This is a genomic window from Nocardioides sp. SYSU D00065, assembly GCF_017916425.1.
Taxonomy (GTDB): Bacteria; Actinomycetota; Actinomycetes; order Propionibacteriales; family Nocardioidaceae; genus Nocardioides.
Genome location: NZ_JAFMSX010000001.1, coordinates 277,933 through 296,927, shown reverse-complemented (window position 1 = coordinate 296,927; position 18,995 = coordinate 277,933). Strand labels below are relative to the sequence as shown.

Genomic DNA, 18,995 nt, shown 5'->3' with positions numbered 1-18,995 from the left:
GCGCTATTGTCTCCTGACAGCAGAGCCACCGTGATACCGATCGTGAAAGTTTGGGTGAGGTCATGCCGCTGACGCCTGAGGACGTGAGCAACAAGCGCTTTACACCTGTCCGCCTCCGCGAGGGCTACGACATGGGCGAGGTGGACCAGTTCCTGGACGAGGTCGAGGCCGAGCTCGCGCGGCTCACCAAGGAGAACGACGACCTGCGGGCCAAGCTGTCCGCAGCACAGGCGGGTGGCTCCTCCGCGCCTGCTCCTGCTCCGGTGTCCTTTGCGCCCGCTGCTCCGGAGCCGGAGCCCGAGCCCGAGCCGGAGCCGACGCCCGCGCCGGCTCCCGTGGCCGCCGCCGCGCCCGTGCAGACGATGCGGGTCGAGACCATCGCCGACGCCTCCAACGCGGCCGCGCGCCTGCTGGAGATCGCGACGCGCAACGCCGACGAGCTCGTCGAGGACGCCAAGAACGAGGCGGACCGGATCGTCGGTGCCGCCCGGACCAAGGCCGAGCGCCTCGAGGCGGAGTCGAAGGCCAAGGCCGACCGCATGGAGGCCGACGCCCGGCAGCGCTCGCAGATGCTCGACTCCGAGACCGCTGAGCGCCGCCAGCAGATGTTCGGCGACCTCGAGAAGGAGCGCGACAAGCTCAACAGCGACGTGGAGACGCTGCGTCAGTTCGAGCGCGAGTACCGCTCCCGCCTCAAGACGTACTTCACCCAGCAGCTCGAGGCGCTCAACACCGGCGCCGAGAGCCAGGCTCCCGTCGACAGCGGCAGCGCGCCCAAGCGCCTGCGCTCCGTCCTGGGTGACGACGAGGCCTGAGCGCCACGTCTCCTGCTCTGCGAGAACGACCGCCCCGAGGGGTGGTCGTTCTCGCATTTCGGCGAGGTGATGTTGGTCTGGTCAGATCTCACCGGCTACTGTCCCAGCACCGTGTGGTTGCCACCACACCCGAGGCACGCGTGGAGGGCATTCACAGATGGCTGGCACGACGCGCAGGTCCGAGGAGACCGCCTCTCACAAGTCCCCTGCTAGCAAGAAGGTTGCGCCCGTGACCCAGGCCGCCCCTGCCGAGAAGTCCGCCGCCACCAAGGCCGCGGGCAAGAAGCCCCGCAAGGCCACCCCCAGCTCGCTCGTGGTGCTCGACGGCGAGGACCCGTGGACCCGAGGTGAGCTCGACGAGGTCGTCCGGGAGCTGCAGGAGCACCAGGAGCGGCTCTCGGTGATCGTGGGCCAGTCCGAGGAGGAGCTGGCGAGGCTGATGCGCGACGCCGGCGACGGCGCCGGGCTCGACCAGGCGGACGTGGGCGCGACGAGCTTCGAGCGCGACCACGAGCTCACCGTGCTGACGCGCGAGCGCGAGGCTCTCTCGCAGATCGAGCGCGCGCTCTCGCACATCGACGACGGGTCCTACGGCGTCTGCGAGTCGTGCGGCAACGCCATCGGCAAGAATCGGTTGATGGCGGTGCCCCATGCCACACTGTGCATGTCATGCAAGCAGCGCGAGGAGCGTCGCTGAACCCCAGCGACCAGCCCGACCGGGCCGACGACCTGCCGGCCCGTCGACGGCTCCACCCGCGGGTGCTCTTCGCCGCGGTGGCGCTGGTGGCCTACGCGCTCGACCTGGCCTCCAAGCAGTGGGCCCTGGCCGAGCTCGCCGACCGTGACGTCCCCGTCCTCGGCGACTGGCTGACCCTGCACCTGACCTTCAACCCGGGCGCGGCCTTCAGCACGGGCACCGAGTTCACGATCGTCTTCACGTGCCTGGCGATGGTGGCCGTCGTCGTCGTGCTGTGGTTGAGCCGGAGGCTCGGGAGCACCGGCTGGGCGCTGGCCCTCGGCATCCTGCTCGGCGGCGTCAGCGGCAACCTGACCGACCGCATCGTGCGCCAGCCCGAGCCGCTGCACGGGCACGTCGTCGACTTCCTCATGCTGCCCAACTGGCCCGTGTTCAATCTCGCCGACGTCTGCATCAACATCGCAGCGGGACTGATCATCCTGCAGACCTTCCGCGGCGTCGCCCTCGACGGCTCGCGGGAGACGGACACGTGAGCGCCCACGCCGAGCAGCGCACCGTCCTCGTCCCCGACGGCCTGGCCGGCGAGCGCGTCGATGCGGCCATGGCGCGGATGTTCGGACTCTCGCGCACCCGCGCCGCGGACCTCATCTCCCAGGGACTGGTTCAGGTCGACGGCTCCGCGGTCGGCAAGAGCGACCGCGTCGACGCCGGTGCCATGCTCGACGTCACCATCCCAGCGGAGACCGACCCGCTCGAGGTCGTCCCCGAGATCGTGGAGGGAATCCGGATCATCCACGACGACGACGCGATCGTCGTGATCGACAAGCCGGTGGGCGTCGCCGTGCACCCCTCGCCGGGCTGGACCGGCCCGACCGTCGTCGGACACCTGGCCGGTGCCGGGTTCCGCATCTCGACCAGCGGAGCCAGCGAGCGACAGGGCATCGTGCAGCGCCTCGACGTCGGCACCAGCGGCGTGATGGTGATCTGCAAGTCCGAGCGCGCCTACTCGGTCCTCAAGAACGCCTTCCGGCACCGCACGGTCGACAAGACCTATCACGCCCTCGTGCAGGGCCACCCCGACCCGCTGTCCGGCACGGTCGACGCGCCGATCGGCCGCCACCCGCACCACGACTACAAGTTCGCGGTCATGGCCGACGGGCGCCACAGCGTCACCCACTACGAGACGCTCGAGGCACACCGGTTCGCCAGCCTGCTCGAGGTCCACCTCGAGACCGGGCGCACCCACCAGATCCGCGTCCACATGAGCGCGCTCAAGCACCCCTGCGTGGGCGACCTCACCTACGGCGCCGACCCGACCCTGGCGCGGCGCCTCGGGCTGGAGCGCCAGTGGCTGCACGCCATGCGGCTGGGCTTCGAGCACCCCGAGAGCGGTGACTACGTCACCTACGAGTCCACCTACCCCGACGACCTCGCCCACGCGCTCGAGGTCGTCCGGGACGGATCCTGAGCGGCAGGGGAGTTGATGTCGCGCCATCCGAGCACCGACCTGGAGCTGCTGCCGGCCTCCGTCGCCGACCTGCGCGCCATCGCGGAGGTGCACCTCGCTGCCCGGGCCGCCGCGGGCAGCTCGTTCCCGCCGAGCGTCCACACTCCCGACGAGGCGCGATCCTGGGTGGCCGGCTGGGACCTGTCGACCTACGACGTGTGGGTGGCGCGGCTCGGCGGCCGCGTCGTCGGCTACACCCGCGCCACCTCGACCTGGCTGGACGACCTCTACGTCGCACCCGACGCCCAGGGCCGAGGAGTGGGCACCGCGCTCCTGCGCCGGGTGCTCGCGCGGCATCGTGACGGCGTCGGCCTCTGGGTCTTCGAGTCCAACCTGCCGGCCCGGCGGTTCTACGCCCGGCACGGCTTCGTCGAGCTCGAGCGCACCGACGGCTCCGCCAACGAGGAGCGCGCGCCGGACATCAGGCTGGTGTGGCCCGGCGACGACCCGCTGGCGTGCTTCCGCGCGATGATCGACGAGGTCGACCTGGTGCTCGGCGACGTGCTGGCGCGGCGCACGGCACTGACGCGGGCGGTGCAGGCGGTGAAGCCCTCGCGCGAGCGGGACCCTCGCCGGGAGGCGGAGGTCGCGCGCCGCATCGCCGCGGTGGTCCCCGAGCTGGAGGAGGAGCGCGTGGCCCGGATCGTCGACGTGATCATCACCGAGTCGTTGGCGGCGGCACGCGACGCCGCGCCCGCCGGCCCGGCCGACAGCGATGGTGGAGTCCGCCGCCCGTAGGTGGGGTTGGCTCGCCCCGCAGTCGCGGTCCGGCAGGATGCGGGCATGGAGCTCTACGGTGACGTGATCGAGGTCTACCGCGACTTCGCCTCCTACGCGGCCGACGACTCGCCGTGCTTCGAGGAGTGGTCCCTCGCCATGGCCGAGGACCCGGAGGTGCTCGAGTGGCTGTCCACGCTGCCACCTGTCAAGCGCCAGCCCAACCTCGTCCTCGCCGCGGCGCGGTGGCACGGCGCCGTGGCACCCGGCCCGTACGCCGGTCTGCGCCGCGTGCTGATCGAGCGTGAGGCTGACGTGCGGGCCACGATCATGGCCCGGGCCACCCAGACCAACGAGGTCGGCAGGCTCGCCACCCTCGCGCCGGTCATGGCGCTGGTCGAGGGCCCGGTGGCGCTGGTCGAGGTCGGTGCGAGCGCCGGACTGTGCCTCTACCCGGACCGCTACGACTACGCATGGCCGCCGGCGGGCGCGCTGAGGGGGAGCGGAGGACCGCTGCTCAGCGCCACGGCCACCGGGCCGCTGCCCGTGCCGGCCGCGCACCCGCACGTCGCGTGGCGCGGGGGAGTCGACCTCAACCCGCTCGACGTCGCCGACGCCGACGCGACCGCGTGGCTGGAGAACCTCGTGTGGCCCGAGCAGGACGAGCGGCGCGAGCGCCTCCGTCGGGCGCTCGAGGTGGCGCGCCGCGAACCGCCCGAGCTGCGGCGCGGCGACCTCTTCGAGCACCTGCCCGGCCTGCTCGCCGAGGCGTCGCGCCACGGCACCCCGCTGGTCTTCCACTCCGCGGTCGTCGCCTACCTCGAGGACGATGACCGCCGCCGGTTCCACGACCTGATGAGCGAGCTCGTCGCGGCCGGACGGTGCCGGTGGATCGCCAACGAGGGGCCACGGGTCCTGCCCCGGGTGACCGCGGACCTGCGCGTCCCGCCGGGCCGGTTCGTGACCGCCCTGGACGGCGTGCCGGTGGCACTCAGCCACGGCCACGGGCACGCGATCGACTGGCTGCCCTGAGCAGTGGCGCGTCTTGTCGGTGGGGCCCGGCACACTGACGTAGGCTGACGTCCTTCCCCTTCCAGGTGCCCGCTGCGGCACTGCTGACCCGTCAGCAACGCCCCACGAGTGAACCCGTCAGCGACCCCCGAAAGGTGCGGAAGTCTTCTCCATGTCGGCCGGCTCCACAGTCAACTCAGCGGGCAACTTCGTGCACCTGCACGTCCACACCGAGTACTCCATGCTCGACGGGGCCTCGCTGCTCGACGGTCTCTTCGAGCGCACCAGCCAGCTCGGCATGCCGGCCATCGCGATGACCGACCACGGCAACCTGCACGGCGCCTACGACTTCTACCGCAAGGCCCGCCAGCACGGCGTCAAGCCGATCATCGGCATCGAGGCCTACCTCACGCCCGGCACCGCGCGCGGTGAGCGCCGTCGGGTGCGCTGGGGCCAGGGAGACCTCGCCGAGGAAGGCGGCAACGACGTCGCCGGCGGCGGCGCCTACACCCACATGACCATGTGGGCCGAGAGCACCGAGGGCATGCACAACCTGTTCCGGCTGTCCTCGCGCTCGAGCCTGGAGGGCTACTTCTACAAGCCCCGCATGGACAAGGAGATCCTCGCCGAGCACAGCAAGGGCCTCATCGTCAGCACCGGCTGCCCCAGCGGCGCGATCCAGACCCGCCTGCGCCTCGGACAGTACGACGAAGCGGTCCGTGAGGCCGGCGAGCTGCAGGACATCTTCGGTCGCGACAACGTGTTCCTCGAGCTCATGGACCACGGCATCGACATCGAGAAGCGGGTGCGCGACGACCTGCTCCGCCTCGGCAGGGAGCTCGGCATCGCGCCGATCGCCACCAACGACTCGCACTACAACAACCCCGAGGACGCCGCGGCGCACGACGCCCTGATCTGCGTCGCCTCGGGCAAGCGGCTCTCCGACACCAACCGGCTGAAGTTCGACGGCGGCGGCTACTACATCAAGTCCGCCGCCGAGATGCGCGAGCTGTGGGCCGATCGCTTCGGCATGCCCGAGGCCTGCGACAACACCCTCGCCATCGCCGAGCGCTGCGAGGTCGAGTTCACCGAGTCCACCGGCGGCTACATGGCCCGCGCGGACGTGCCCGCGGGTGAGAGCGAGGAGTCCTGGTTCCGCAAGGAGGTGTGGCGCGGCATCGAGGCGCGCTATCCCGGCGAGCGGCTCGACCAGCAGGTGCGCGACCGCGTCGAGATGGAGCTCGAGGTCATCTCGCAGAAGGGCTACTGCGGCTACTACCTCGTGGTCGCCGACTTCATCAACTGGGCCAAGGACAACGGCATCCGCGTCGGCCCCGGCCGCGGTTCGGGCGCCGGCTCGATCGCCGCCTACGCGCTCCGCATCACCGACTTGTGCCCGCTGGAGCACGGGCTGTTCTTCGAGCGGTTCCTCAACCCCGAGCGCCCCTCGATGCCCGACTTCGACATCGACTTCGACGACGCCCGCCGCGGCGAGGTCATCACCTACGTCAGCCAGAAGTACGGCGCCGAGCGCGTCGCCCAGATCGCGACGTTCGGGCGGCTCAAGGCCAAGGCCGCGATCAAGGACGCCGCGCGCGTGCTCGATCACGGCTTCGCGATCTCCGACCGGATCACGAAGGCGCTGCCGGCCGACGTGATGGGCAAGGGCGTCCCGCTCAAGGAGATCTTCAACCCCCAGCACAAGCGCTACAACGACGGCGGCGAGTTCCGCGCGCTGCACGAGCAGGACGCCGACGTCCGCACGATCTACGAGACGGCCCTCGGCCTCGAGGGCCAGATCCGCAACTGGGGCGTCCACGCCGCCGGCGTGATCATGTCCAGCGAGCCGCTGATCGACATCGTCCCGATCATGGCGCGCCCCCAGGACGGCGCCGTCATCACGCAGTTCGACTACCCGATGTGCGAGTCGCTCGGGCTCGTCAAGATGGACTTCCTCGGCCTGTCCAACCTGCGCATCCTGGAGGACGCGCTGGCCAACATCAAGGTCAACCGGGACGAGACCGTCGTCCTGGAGGAGCTGCCGTTCGACGACCGCCCCACCTACGAGCTGATGGGGCGCGGCGACACGCTCGGCGTCTTCCAGCTCGACGGCTCGGGCATGCGTGCGCTGCTGCGCTCGATGCAGCCCGACCAGTTCGCGGACATCACCGCCGTCAGTGCGCTCTACCGCCCGGGCCCCATGGGCGCCGACTCCCACAACAAGTACGCCCGCCGCAAGAACGGCCGCGAGCCGATCGAGCCGATCCACCCGGCGCTCGCCGAGGCCCTCGAGCCGGTGCTGGGGGAGACCTACGGCCTCATCGTCTACCAGGAGCAAGTGATGGCCATCGCCCAGGTGCTGGCCGGCTTCACCCTGGGTGCCGCCGACAACCTGCGCCGCGCGATGGGCAAGAAGAAGAAGGAGGAGCTCGACAAGCAGTACGCCGGCTTCCAGTCCGGCATGCTCGAGCGCGGCTTCCCGCAGCAGGCCATCGACACGCTCTGGCAGATCCTGCTGCCCTTCTCCGACTACGCCTTCAACAAGTCGCACTCGGCCGCCTACGGCGTCATCACCTACTGGACGGCCTACCTCAAGGCCAACTACCCCACCGAGTACATGGCCGCGCTCCTGACGTCGGTGAAGGACGACAAGGACAAGATGGCGATCTACCTCAACGAGTGTCGCCGCATGAAGATCCAGGTGCTGCCGCCCGACGTCAACGAGTCCCACGCCGACTTCACCCCCGTGGGCAACGACATCCGCTTCGGCCTCACCGCCGTGCGCAACGTCGGCAGCAACGTCGTCGACGGCATCGTCGCGGCCCGGGAGGAGAAGGGGCGCTACGCCGACTTCAACGACTTCATGGAGAAGGTCCCGGCGCTGGTGTGCAACAAGCGCGTGGTGGAGTCGCTGATCAAGGCCGGCGCCTTCGACGACATGAAGCACAAGCGGCGCGCCCTCGTCGCGGTGCACGAGACCGCCGTCGACCAGTTCGTCGACCTCAAGAAGAACGAGGCGATCGGTCAGGACTCGCTGTTCGGCGGTCTCGGCGACGACGACGCCGGCTTCGGCGTGAGCGTGAGCATCCCCGACATCGACGACTGGGACAAGCTCACCCTGCTCGGCCACGAGCGCGAGATGCTCGGACTCTACGTCTCCGACCATCCGCTGCTCGGCCTCGAGCACGTGCTGTCCCAGGGGACCGACTGCACCATCGGCCAGCTGATGCTCGACGAGGAGCGGGCCCACGGTTCCACCCTCACCGTGAGCGGGCTCATCACCTCGGTGCAGCGCAAGATCACCAAGCGGGGCGACCCGTGGGCCACGATCACGCTCGAGGACCTCGACGGCGCGATCGACGTGCTGCTGTTCCCCAGCTCCTACACGCTCGCCTCGACGCTGTTGGTCGAGGACCAGATCGTGCGGATCAAGGGCCAGCTCTCGCGTGACAAGGACCAGCCCGAGCTGCGGGCGCAGGAGGTCACCGCGCCCGACCTCACCCAGGGACCGACGGGCCCGGTCGTCATCAGTCTCCCGTCGACGCGCTGCACGCCGCCCGTGGTGGCACAGTTGCGCGACGTGCTGGGCACCCACCCCGGCATGACCGAGGTCCAGCTGCGGCTGCTGACCCGCAGCTCGACGAAGGTGCTGCGCCTCGACGACAACCTCCGGGTGAGCCCGAGCCCCGCCCTGTTCGCCGACCTCAAGCAGCTGCTCGGTCCCGGGTGCCTGGCCGGATGAGCACGCTGACGCAGACGCCCGGTGCAGACCACGCCCGCGGCGACAGGCCGCTGCTCGTCCGGCTGGGCGTGGTCCTCGCCGCCTACCTCGTCGCCGGCGCCGGCGCCGGCGTGCTCTGGGAGCGGCTGTGGGAGCCGCCGGCCGGACTGACCTACCAGGGCCGTTGGTTCCTCGAGCCGGCCGGGCCTGACGTCTCCTTCGCGAGCATCGCCCTGTTCGTGGTCATCGCCTTCCCGCTGGGCCTGGGCCTGGCGCTCGCCGCGGGCACCAGGCGGGGCGACGAGCTCGCCACGGTCGTCGCCGTACTGCTCGCCGCCGTCGTGGCCGCCGTCGTCATGTACGCCGTCGGCAGGGCGCTCGGGCCCGGCGACCCGCAGGCGCTCGCGGCCGGTGAGCCGGACTACACGCCGATCTCCGGGGAGCTGGGACTCACCGCCCCCGACCCGGAGCGGGTCGGCTGGCACTCCACCGCCCTGCTCGCGTTCCCCGCCGGGGCGATGACGGGACTGGTGATCAGCTATCTGTTGATAACTCGGAGGTTCGCGGCCCGTCCTCGTGGGTAGGCTGACCGCGACCACAGACTGACCGGTCCCGACCGTCGGGACCCGTGCAACGGGGGAGCAGGATCCATGAGCATGACACCGGGCGGCCCGGAGTACCTGGACGCGTCGGGCCCGGTCGAGACCGCGCCTGACAACGACAACCGCAAGCGCCTCATCGCGCTCGGTGCGCTCGTCGCGGGAGGCGCCGTCGTCGCCGGCGGTGCCTGGGCGGCGACGAGCTTCTTCGCCACCGGCGCGCAGCCGGCCGAGGCGCTGCCGGACTCCACGATCGGCTACGTCAGCATCGACATCGACCCCAGCGGTGGTCAGAAGATCGAGGCCATCAAGACGCTGCGGAAGTTCCCCGGGTTCACCGACAACGTCGACCTCGAGACCGACGACGACCTTCGCGAGCGCCTCTTCGAGGAGATCGCCAGCTCGGGTGAGTGCGAGGGCCTCGACTACGCCCAGGACGTCGAGCCGTGGCTCGGCTCGCGCGCCGCCATGGCCGCGGTGGACCTGGGCGAGGAGGAGCCGGCAGCGGTCGGCGTCGTGCAGGTGAGCGACGCCGACGCCGCCGACGAGGGCATGCGCACGCTGGTCGAGACCTGCGGCGGCGGCTCCGAGGGCACCGAGGGCAGCACCGGGGGCTGGGTCGTCGACGGCGACTGGATGGTGATGGCCGAGACGGAGGAGATCGCCGAGCAGGTCGTCGACGCGGCTGACGGCGGCACCCTCGCCGGCGACGCCTCGTTCGAGCAGTGGACCGGCGAGGCCGGCGACGACGGCTTCATGTCGCTCTACGTCGCCAAGGCCGCCGCCCAGTACCTCGACGACGCCGCCGGCTTCGGCTCCATGCTCGGGGATGTGCCCACTCCCGAGGACTACACGAGCGAGGACCCGTCGGCGATGTCGGAGCAGGAGGTCCCCGAGGAGCTCCAGCAGATGATCGACGACTTCGACGGCATGGCCGCCACCGTCCGCTTCGACGACGGCGCGGTCGAGGTCGAGTACGCCATGAGCAACTACCAGCCCGACGTGACCAAGTACGTCGACGGCGACGCCGGCATCACGATGGCCGCCGACCTGCCCGACGACACCGTCGCAGCGCTGGGCTTCTCCCTCGAGGAGGGATGGGCGCAGGCGATGCTCGACTACGTCGAGCAGACGATGGGCTCCCAGGCCGGCGACGTGGACGAGATGCTCGCCCAGCTCGAGGCCGAGACCGGGCTGGCCTTCCCCGAGGACGTCGAGACCCTGCTCGGTGAGGGCGTCACCATGTCGGTCGGTCCCGGGATCGACCCGGACGCCATCGCCAACGGCGGGCCCGGCGAGGTGCCCTTCGGCGTCACCATCAAGGGCGACGCCGCAGAGATCCAGGACGTGCTCGACAAGATCAGCGCCCTGGCCGGCCCCGAGGCGGCGGAGTACCTCGAGGTGACCGAGGGCGACGGCTACGCCGTGCTGGCGCTCCAGGACGACTACCGCAGCAAGCTCGAGTCGGGCGGGTCGCTGGGCACCACGGAGGCCTTCGAGGAGGTCGTCGAGCAGGATGACGCGCAGGCCGCCCTGTTCGTCGACTTCGACGCCGACGAGGACTGGCTGGTCCGGCTCACCCAGGACATGCCCGAGGTCAGCGAGAACCTCGCGCCGCTCTCGGCGCTGGGGGTCAGCGGCTGGATCGAGGGCGACGTCGTCCACGGTCTGTTCAAGGTCACCACGGACTGAGACCGACCGCTCAGTCGCGACGCGCGATGGTGGCGGTCACCGCTGCGGTGACCGCCACCAGGTCGCGGGGAGCGAGCTCGACGTCGAAGCCGCGCCGCCCGCCCGAGACCAGGATCGTCTCGTGCTCGAGCGCGGAGTCGTCGAGCACGGTCGGATGGGCACGCTTCTGCCCGACCGGCGAGATGCCGCCGGCGACGTAGCCGGTGGCCCGCTCGGCCGCGGCGACGTCGGCCATCACGGCCTTGCTCCCGCCCAGGGCCCGGGCCAGTGCCTTGAGGTCGAGCTGTCCCGACACCGGGACGATGCCGACCACCAGCCTCCCGTCGAGGGAGGCCAGCAGCGTCTTGAACACCCGAGCCGGATCCGCGCCGAGGGCCTCGGCCGCCTCCATGCCGTACGACGTGGCGCGCGGGTCGTGCTCGTAGGGGCGCACCTCGAACGCGATCCCGGCCGCGGTCAGGGCGACCGTCGCCGGCGTACCACCGCTCGTGCGCGTCCGCTTCGCCACGACGGGTGCCTCAGTTGGGCGACCACGCCGTGCGGGCCACCTGGGTGGCGGGCAACGACGGGATCACGTTGATGGCCCGCAGCTCCTCGGTGAGGAGTCGGGTGACCAGGACGAGCCGCTCGGCGGCGTCGCTCGCCTCGAGCAGCGACTGGCGCTCGGCCATGGGCAGCGGCGCGAGGGCGGACAGCGTCCAGGCGAGGTAGTCGGGGTCGCGCGGCAGCGAGCCGCTGAACGGGTCGCCCTGCAGCTCGGTCATCGCCGCGCGGAACGCGGTGAAGGTCGCGCGGGCACGGTCGAGCACCTCCGCTGGCACGTCGACCTCCGGCTCGACCAGCACCTCGGCGAGTCCCTGCGGGAACTCCTCGCCGCGCTTCATCTCCTCGAGCACCAGCCGCTCGCGGGCCACCGCGACGATGTCGAAGGTGCCGTCCTCGCGCCGGTCGACCTCGGTGAGCTGCAGGACGCACCCGACGCGGTAGACCGACTGGGCGCCGTGGTCGCCGACCTCGTAGCCCTCGCGGATCGCGACCGTGCCGAACACCCGGGCGGCCGGGTCCTCGACGGTGAGCAGGTGCCGCACGAGCATCCGGTAGCGATCCTCGAAGACGTGGAGCGGCACGCTCATCCCCGGGAACACCACGGTGTTCAGCGGGAACATCGGCAGTGGCTCGCTCACGGCACCAACCTATCCGCGGTGTCCACGCTGAGCGGGCGAGCGGAGGACGAATCGCCGAGGAACCTAGACTTCAGGCATGTCCGTGATCCGTCGCATCGACCTGAGGGGCGCCGACCCGGCGTCCGTCGACTACCGCGCGAGCGTGCCTCGCGCCGAGTTCGACGTCGAGGCCGCGACGCATCAGGTCCAGCCGATCATCGACGCGGTCCGGGCCCGCGGTGTCGAGGCCATCGCCGAGCTCTCGGAGCGATTCGACGGCGTGGCGCCCGACGAGATCGCGGTGCCGCGTGAGGCGCTCGAGGCGGCGCTCGCCGACCTCGACCCGGCCGTGCGGGCCGGGCTCGAGGAGTCGATCCGCCGGCTGCGCGCGACGTGTGAGGCCGAGCTCGAGCACGACGTGACGACCAGCCTCGGCGACGGCGCCACCGTGACCCACCGCAAGGTCCCGATCGACCGGGTCGGCCTCTACGTCCCCGGCGGCCTGGCGCCGCTGGTCAGCAGCGTCGTCATGAACGTCGTGCCCGCCCAGGTGGCCGGCGTGCGCTCGATCGCGCTCGCGAGCCCGCCGCAGAAGGACCGTGGCGGGCTGCCCGAACCGACCATCCTCGCGGCGTGTGCCCTGCTGGGCGTCGACGAGGTCTACGCGGTCGGCGGGGCCCAGGCGATCGCGATGTTCGCCCACGGCGCCGGCCCGTGCCGACGCGTCGACCTGGTCACCGGGCCCGGCAACATCTACGTCGCGGCGGCCAAGCGCCTCCTGCGCGGGGTGGTCGGCATCGACTCGGAGGCGGGGCCGACCGAGATCGCGATCCTCGCCGACGACAGCGCCGAGGCGGCCTTCGTGGCCGCCGACATGGTCAGCCAGGCCGAGCACGACCCGATGGCGGCCGCGGTCCTGGTGACCGACTCGGTCGAGCTCGCCGACGCGGTCGAGGTCGAGCTCGACAAGCAGGTCCCCGCCACCCGCCACAGCGAGCGGATCAGCACGGCGCTGGGTGGCCGGCAGTCCGCCCTCGTGCTGGTCGACGACATGGACCAGGGGCTCGAGGTGGTCGACGCCTACGCCGCCGAGCACCTGGAGATCCAGACCCGGGACGCCGCGGCGCACGCGGCACGCGTGCGCAACGCGGGGGCCGTCTTCATCGGCCCGTGGGCCCCGGTCTCGCTCGGCGACTACTGCGCGGGGTCCAACCACGTGCTGCCCACCGCCGGTTGCGCGTGCCACAGCAGCGGGCTCTCGGTGCGGGCGTTCACGAAGTCGGTGCACGTCGTCGACTACTCGCGTGCCGCCCTGGCCGAGGTAGCCGAGCACGTCGTGACGCTCGCCGAGGCCGAGGACCTGCCCGGTCACGGGCAGGCCGTCGCGGTCCGGTTCGAGCGATGAGCGGGGCGTTCCCACCCCTGCGCGAGGAGCTGCGGGGAATCGAGCCCTATGGCGCGCCGCAGCTCTCGCGCGCGCAGGCGCCGGTGCAGCTCAACGTCAACGAGAACCCCTACGGTCCCTCGCCCGAGGCCGCGGCCGACATCGCGCAAGCGGTGGGCGAGGCCGCGGCCGGGCTCAACCGCTACCCCGACCGCGAGTTCGTCGAGCTGCGCGCCGCGCTGGCGGCGTACCTCAACTCCTCCGGCGGCTCCGGCATCACGCCCGAGATGGTGTGGGCTGCCAACGGGTCCAACGAGATCATGCTGCACCTGCTGCAGGCGTTCGGCGGTCCCGGCCGGGTGGCCCTGTCGTTCGCGCCGACGTACTCGATGTACCCGGAGTACGCCCGCGACACCCTGACCGAGTGGCACGCCGGGCACCGGGCCGAGGACTTCTCGCTCGACCTCGACGCGGCTCGGCGCCTCGTCGAGGAGCTCCGCCCCGCGGTCGTGCTGCTGCCGAGCCCCAACAACCCGACCGGTACGGCGCTGCCTCCCGAGGCGGTCACGATGCTCTGCGAGGCGGCGGCGTCGTACGAGCCGGGCGGCCTCGTCGTGGTCGACGAGGCGTACGGTGAGTTCCGCCGCACCGGCACGCCGAGCGCCCTGGCCCTGCTCGAGCGGCACCGCAACCTGGTCGTGACCCGCACGATGAGCAAGGCCTTCGCGCTGGCGGGGGCGCGGGTGGGCTACCTCGCCGCCGACCCGACGATCTGCGATGCGATCCGCGTGGTCCGGCTGCCCTACCACCTCTCCGCGGTCACCCAGGCGACGGCGCTCGCTGCGCTGCGGCACGCGCCGGAGCTGCTGGGGCGCGTCGACGACCTGCGGGTGGAGCGCGACGCCACCGTGACGTGGCTGCGCGAGCAGGGGTTCGAGGTCGCCGACTCCGACGCCAACTTCGCGCTGTTCGGCCGGTTCGCCGACCGGCACGCGGTGTGGCAGGGGCTCGTCGACCGCGGCGTGCTGATCCGCGAGACCGGCCCCGACGGGTGGCTGCGGGTGTCGATCGGCACGCCCGAGGAGATGGCAGCATTCAAGAAGGCCCTGCTGGAGACGGTCCAGCAGGACACGACGCAGCAGGACACGACGCAGCAGGACACGACGCAGCAGGACACGACGGAGAGGCAGCGGGCATGAGCCGCACCGCGAGGATCGAGCGCAGCACCCAGGAGTCCACGGTCTCGGTCGAGGTCGACCTCGACGGCACGGGGCGCTCGGAGGTGTCCACGGGCGTCGGCTTCTACGACCACATGCTCGACGCCTTCGCCCGGCACTCGCTCGTCGACCTCACCGTGCGGACCACCGGCGACACCCACATCGACGCCCACCACTCGGTGGAGGACACCGCGATCGTGCTCGGCCAGGCGCTGCGCGAGGCGCTCGGCGACAAGTCCGGGATCCGCCGCTTCGGCGACGCCACGGTGCCGCTCGACGAGGCGCTGGTGCAGGCCGTCGTCGACGTCTCCGGCCGGCCCTACTGCGTCCACACCGGTGAGCCCGACGGGCAGGTCTACGTCCGCATCGGAGGCGGCGCGGGTGGGGTGGCCTACCAGGGGTCGCTGACCCAGCACGTGTTCGAGTCCATCGCCCACCACGGCCACTTCGGCCTGCACGTCCGCGTGCTCGCCGGCCGCGACCCGCACCACGTCGTGGAGACGCAGTTCAAGGCGTTCGCGCGCGCCTTCCGCGACGCCGTCGCGTTCGACCCCCGCGAGACCGGCGTACCGTCCACGAAGGGGGCGCTGTGAGCGCCGAGGTCGTCGTCCTCGACTACGGGTCGGGCAACCTGCGCTCCGCGGTGCGCGCCGTCGAGCGCACCGGCGCGTCGGTGACGCTGACCAGCGACTTCGACACCGCGCTCGCGGCCGACGGGCTCCTGGTGCCGGGCGTCGGCGCGTTCGCGTCCTGCATGGCGGGCCTGCGCGCGATCAAGGGCGAGCGCATCATCGGCCGGCGGCTCGCCGGTGGCCGGCCGGTCCTCGGCATCTGCGTGGGCATGCAGATCCTCTTCGCCCGAGGTGTCGAGCACGGCGTGGAGACCGAGGGCTGCGACGAGTGGCCGGGCACCGTGGACCGGTTGCAGGCCGACGTCGTGCCCCACATGGGCTGGAACACCGTGGAGGTGCCCGAGGGGTCCCGGATGTTCGCCGGCCTGGAGGACGAGCGGTTCTACTTCGTCCACTCCTACGCGGCTCGGTCGTGGGACCTGGTGACCAACGACCGCACCGCCGCGCCGCTCGTGACCTGGGCCGACCACGGGGGCGACCGCTTCGTCGCCGCGGTGGAGAACGGTCCGCTCTGGGCCACGCAGTTCCACCCCGAGAAGTCCGGCGACGCCGGCGCTGCGCTGCTGCGGAACTGGGTGGAGTCGCTCTAGGGCTCGTCCCGACAGGCGGCGGCTCGTGTCGCGCGAACCGTCCGTGCCTGGCCGAGACTTCATGAGAATTGAGGTCGCCGGGCGGCTCGAGCAGGTCTAGCGTCCGACCATGGCCGAGCTGCTCAGCATGAACCAGATCATCCACGCCGCCGTGCGTCGCGACATCGCCCGCACGGAGCGGGCGTTGCGCTCGCTCGGCGCCGGTGACGCCGCCCGGGCGCGTCAGGTGCGGGTGGCGTGGCGCAACCTCGTGCGCGAGCTGACCCACCACCACGAGGCCGAGGACGACAACATCTGGCCGTTCCTCGAGAAGCGCGGCTTCGACCCCTCGTTGCTCGCGGCGATGGAGTCCGAGCACGTGGCGATGAAGCAGGCCCTCGCCTCGGTGTCGGCTGCGCTCGACGAGGTGGTGGCGTCGCCGACGCCGGACCGGGCGCGCGCAGCGGCAGACGCCGTCCGCGCGTGCGCCGAAGTGGTCGAGACGCACCTCGAGCACGAGGAGCGCGACGTGGAGCCGATCGCTCGCGCCCTCGAGGACGACCCGGAGTGGAAGGCGATGACCAAGAGGTTGCGCCCGGCGAGCATCGTGGACGCCGCCGACGCGCTCGCGTGGATGCAGGACGGGGCGGGGGAGCGGGAGCGGTCCTCGCTGCGTGCCGCGATCCCGGGCCCGGTGGTCACGGCGCTGACGCTGGTGCTCGCGCGGCGCTACCGGCGCGAGGTCGCCCCGGTCTGGCGCTAGGTGTACCCGGCTAGGACCGCCGGTCAGCGTCGCGCTCGGCGAGTGCCTTGAGGGTGAGCAGCTGCTTGCGGGCCATCACCAGGTCGCCGAGGCAGAGCGCCTGCACCAGCCACAGTGGGCCCTCGGCGACCACCTTGAGCAGCAGGCGCGTGCCGGACGCGCCCGGGACCACGGCGTACGACAGGTGCGCGCCCATGATCGTCGCGGTCAGCTCGTGCCCCGGCCGGACCGCGAGGACACGACCCCGCGCCCTCCCGAGGGCGTGCGTGAACGGGTCCCCGACCATCGGCTCGGGCAGGTCCCGGAGCTCGCGCGGCGACCGGCGTCCGAGGTTGTCGATGAGGTCGTAGGAGTACGGCCCGAGCCGCAGCTGCCGCAGCCGCGCCCAGACGGCGTCCGGTCCGGTGTGCACCGTGACGCCGCGCCATGCCTCGAGGCTCGGTCGCGCGACGAGCTCGTCGCACCCGTAGCGCTGCCGGGTCTCCTCGTCCGTGACGCCCCACCGGTCACCGATCACGGGCTCGACGGTACTGGTCGGGGTGAGCGCGTCGGCGCGCCGCGATGCTTGCTCGGCAGGCGGCGAGAGACGCCGGACGGTTTCGGTGTGAGCGGCACCAGGGACCATCGCAGGGACTCGAGCAGCCGGCTGCGCAGCAGAGACACGTACGACACGAACGTCTCCCCAATTTGAGTTCGCCCCCTTCTCGATGTCAGTGGTCGAGAGTAGAATCGAACACATGATCGAGACGCTGGCGGCACGACGAGGCGCAAGGGGCGACGACTCCGTCAGCGCGCTGCTGGCTGCGATCAAGGAGCGGAAGGCCGCCGAAGACCGAGCGGCAGCGGACCAGCTCGACCTCGCTGCCCGGTGGGCGGACCTGCACCCGCCGGAGTCGATCCACGCTGCTGCGTCGTTCCCCGTGCCGGGGTGGGAGCACGAGGAGCCGATCGCCGGCGAGGGTGCGCCGTTGGTGGCGGAGTTCTGTGTCGCTGAGCTCGGCGCCGTGCTGGGGATCTCGACGACGTCGGCGAAGCGACTCATCGGGCACGCGCTCGAGCTGCGCCACCGGCTGCCGCGGTTGTGGGCGCAGGTCCAGTCAGGACTGGTGCCGGCGTGGCGGGCGCGGTCGGTCGCCGAGGCGACGATCCATGCCACCCCTGCGCTGACCCGCGAGGCGGCGGGCTGGGTGGACAGCCAGGTGGCTGCGGTGGCCGGGCGGGTGAGGCCGGCGCAACTGGACAGGCTGGCCGCTGAGACGATCAAGCGTTACGACCTCGCGCTTCCGGACCCGGCTGCTGACCCCGAGGACGGCTATCTCGCCGTGGATCCACGGCACGTCACCATAGACACGCAGGACGTGCACTACGCGGGCACCATGCGTCTCGAGGCGGAGCTCGATCTCGCCGACGCCCTCGACCTCGACCGGGCGCTGGCCCACGGCGCCGCGACCCTGGCAGCGCTTGGGTCCGCCGAGCCGTTGGACGCTCGGCGCGCCAAGGCGCTCGGGGATTTGGCTCGCACGCAGACCGCCCTCGACCTCCACGCCCAAGGTGTCACCGACGCGCGGGCGCAGGACGGGCTGCCCGTCGCGCGGGAGGTCGTCCTCCACGCCCACTTCGACGCCTCGACGGTCGGTGAGCAGACGGTGTTCGGCGCCACCGGTCGCATGGAGGAGGGCCAGCGGCTCCTGCTGCTGGACCAGGTCCGCGCCTGGTGCGCCGACACGCGGACCAAGGTCACCATCAAGCCCGTCATCGACCTCACCGCCGAGCACACCTCACCCGGCTACGCGGTCCCCGACCGGATCCGCGAGCAGGTCGCCCTGCGCGACCGCACCTGCGTGTTCCCCTGGTGCAGCAGGCCCGCCCGTGGGTGCGACATCGACCACGTCATCCCGTTCGACCCGAACGCCGACGCGGAAGGCCGGCCACAACCTGGCCCCACCACCACGTCCAACCTCGCCGCGCTCTGCCGCAGGCATCACCGGCTGAAGACGCACTCCGCCTGGCGCTACACCGTCGTCGCGCCGGGTGCGTTCGAGTGGACCAGCCCCCACGGCCACCGCTACCGACGCGACCAGACCGGCACGACCGCACTCGATGACCCACCACCCGTGCCGCACCCGCGCCGACGATGACCCCGCCCCGCACCCCGCCGGTCCGATGACGACGGGGTCACAGGCATGCGCTGGGCCTCAGCCGGAAGCTGGTCAGCCGCCGCCAGTTGCTCCGGGCCGACCGCCACTCGCTCGCCACCACCCGTGGATCGGCTTACCCGGTGTCGTCGAGGTCCCGACCCGTGCAATGCACCCGCACCCGCACGCACCCGAACGGACGCGGTCGACTTCGCCGTTCCGCCCTCGCGTTCGCAGGAGCACGCCTACCGTTCCTGCGTGCCTGAGACATCGCCCCTATCCGACGTCACGCTGGACTGTCCGCTGTGCGGCGCGAGGGTCCCGGCTTCCGCTGCCTCGTGCCGCGGCTGCAACCTTCCCATCGCGCAGGTGC

At 71.7% G+C, this 18,995-nt stretch carries 18 protein-coding genes; 15 read left to right on the top strand and 3 right to left on the bottom strand.

Annotated elements, in window-relative coordinates; all coding sequences use genetic code 11:
- Positions 1-62: 62 nt before the first annotated feature.
- From J3P41_RS01470 to J3P41_RS01430, 9 genes are all read left to right on the top strand, one after another.
- Positions 63-815: a DivIVA domain-containing protein gene (locus J3P41_RS01470; protein ID WP_210443441.1), complete on the top strand. Its 753-nt coding sequence runs from the start codon at positions 63-65 to the stop codon at positions 813-815.
- Positions 816-1,044: 229 nt separating this feature from the next.
- The gene (locus tag J3P41_RS19105; RefSeq protein ID WP_307861775.1) at positions 1,045-1,512 is read left to right on the top strand and encodes a TraR/DksA C4-type zinc finger protein; all 468 of its coding nucleotides are present in this window, start codon (positions 1,045-1,047) and stop codon (positions 1,510-1,512) included.
- Positions 1,485-2,045 (top strand): signal peptidase II, encoded by a 561-nt coding sequence (gene lspA, locus J3P41_RS01460; protein ID WP_210443439.1) that lies wholly within the window; start codon positions 1,485-1,487, stop codon positions 2,043-2,045. Before J3P41_RS19105 ends, lspA begins: the two co-directional genes overlap by 28 nt.
- Positions 2,042-2,980, top strand: a complete 939-nt coding sequence (locus tag J3P41_RS01455; protein ID WP_210443438.1) for an RluA family pseudouridine synthase — start codon at positions 2,042-2,044, stop codon at positions 2,978-2,980. Before lspA ends, J3P41_RS01455 begins: the two co-directional genes overlap by 4 nt.
- A gap of 15 nt (positions 2,981-2,995) precedes the next feature.
- Complete coding sequence (locus J3P41_RS01450; RefSeq protein WP_210443437.1) at positions 2,996-3,757, top strand: GNAT family N-acetyltransferase; 762 nt, start codon at positions 2,996-2,998, stop codon at positions 3,755-3,757.
- 45 nt (positions 3,758-3,802) lie between these two features.
- On the top strand, positions 3,803-4,768 hold the full coding sequence (locus tag J3P41_RS01445; protein WP_210443436.1) for a DUF2332 domain-containing protein: 966 nt from the start codon (positions 3,803-3,805) through the stop codon (positions 4,766-4,768).
- A gap of 151 nt (positions 4,769-4,919) precedes the next feature.
- Positions 4,920-8,489, top strand: a complete 3,570-nt coding sequence (gene dnaE / locus J3P41_RS01440) for a DNA polymerase III subunit alpha (RefSeq protein WP_210443435.1) — start codon at positions 4,920-4,922, stop codon at positions 8,487-8,489.
- A complete protein-coding gene (locus tag J3P41_RS01435) occupies positions 8,486-9,052 on the top strand; it encodes a hypothetical protein (protein ID WP_210443434.1) in 567 nt (188 codons plus the stop codon). The genes dnaE and J3P41_RS01435 overlap by 4 nt, the downstream gene beginning before the upstream one ends.
- A gap of 66 nt (positions 9,053-9,118) precedes the next feature.
- Positions 9,119-10,759 carry a DUF3352 domain-containing protein gene (locus tag J3P41_RS01430; protein WP_210443433.1) on the top strand — a complete coding sequence of 547 codons (1,641 nt, stop codon included), beginning with the start codon at positions 9,119-9,121 and terminating at the stop codon, positions 10,757-10,759.
- A gap of 10 nt (positions 10,760-10,769) precedes the next feature.
- Here J3P41_RS01430 and ybaK read toward each other — a convergent pair whose 3' ends face one another.
- Both ybaK and J3P41_RS01420 read right to left on the bottom strand, forming a co-directional pair.
- Entirely contained in the window at positions 10,770-11,267 is a 498-nt protein-coding gene (gene ybaK, locus J3P41_RS01425; protein WP_210443432.1) for a Cys-tRNA(Pro) deacylase, read from the bottom strand.
- A 10-nt stretch (positions 11,268-11,277) separates the two neighbouring features.
- The gene (locus J3P41_RS01420; protein ID WP_210443431.1) at positions 11,278-11,943 is read right to left on the bottom strand and encodes an LON peptidase substrate-binding domain-containing protein; all 666 of its coding nucleotides are present in this window, start codon (positions 11,941-11,943) and stop codon (positions 11,278-11,280) included.
- 82 nt (positions 11,944-12,025) lie between these two features.
- Here J3P41_RS01420 and hisD point away from each other — a divergent pair, with 82 nt between their 5' ends.
- From hisD to J3P41_RS01395, 5 genes are all read left to right on the top strand, one after another.
- Positions 12,026-13,327 carry a histidinol dehydrogenase gene (hisD, locus tag J3P41_RS01415; RefSeq protein WP_210649676.1) on the top strand — a complete coding sequence of 434 codons (1,302 nt, stop codon included), beginning with the start codon at positions 12,026-12,028 and terminating at the stop codon, positions 13,325-13,327.
- The gene (locus J3P41_RS01410) at positions 13,324-14,505 is read left to right on the top strand and encodes a histidinol-phosphate transaminase (protein WP_210443430.1); all 1,182 of its coding nucleotides are present in this window, start codon (positions 13,324-13,326) and stop codon (positions 14,503-14,505) included. Before hisD ends, J3P41_RS01410 begins: the two co-directional genes overlap by 4 nt.
- On the top strand, positions 14,502-15,116 hold the full coding sequence (hisB, locus tag J3P41_RS01405; RefSeq protein ID WP_210443429.1) for an imidazoleglycerol-phosphate dehydratase HisB: 615 nt from the start codon (positions 14,502-14,504) through the stop codon (positions 15,114-15,116). The genes J3P41_RS01410 and hisB overlap by 4 nt, the downstream gene beginning before the upstream one ends.
- The gene (gene hisH / locus J3P41_RS01400; RefSeq protein ID WP_210443428.1) at positions 15,113-15,745 is read left to right on the top strand and encodes an imidazole glycerol phosphate synthase subunit HisH; all 633 of its coding nucleotides are present in this window, start codon (positions 15,113-15,115) and stop codon (positions 15,743-15,745) included. Before hisB ends, hisH begins: the two co-directional genes overlap by 4 nt.
- A gap of 109 nt (positions 15,746-15,854) precedes the next feature.
- Complete coding sequence (locus J3P41_RS01395; RefSeq protein WP_210443427.1) at positions 15,855-16,487, top strand: hemerythrin domain-containing protein; 633 nt, start codon at positions 15,855-15,857, stop codon at positions 16,485-16,487.
- A gap of 10 nt (positions 16,488-16,497) precedes the next feature.
- Here the strand turns inward: J3P41_RS01395 and J3P41_RS01390 are convergent, their stop codons facing one another.
- Positions 16,498-17,004 carry a hypothetical protein gene (locus J3P41_RS01390; protein WP_210443426.1) on the bottom strand — a complete coding sequence of 169 codons (507 nt, stop codon included), beginning with the start codon at positions 17,002-17,004 and terminating at the stop codon, positions 16,498-16,500.
- A 220-nt stretch (positions 17,005-17,224) separates the two neighbouring features.
- On the opposite strand from J3P41_RS01390, the gene J3P41_RS01385 reads away from it, so the two are divergent.
- Positions 17,225-18,625, top strand: coding sequence for an HNH endonuclease signature motif containing protein (locus J3P41_RS01385; protein ID WP_210443425.1), 1,401 nt, complete (start codon positions 17,225-17,227; stop codon positions 18,623-18,625).
- The last annotated feature ends 370 nt before the right edge of the window (positions 18,626-18,995 follow it).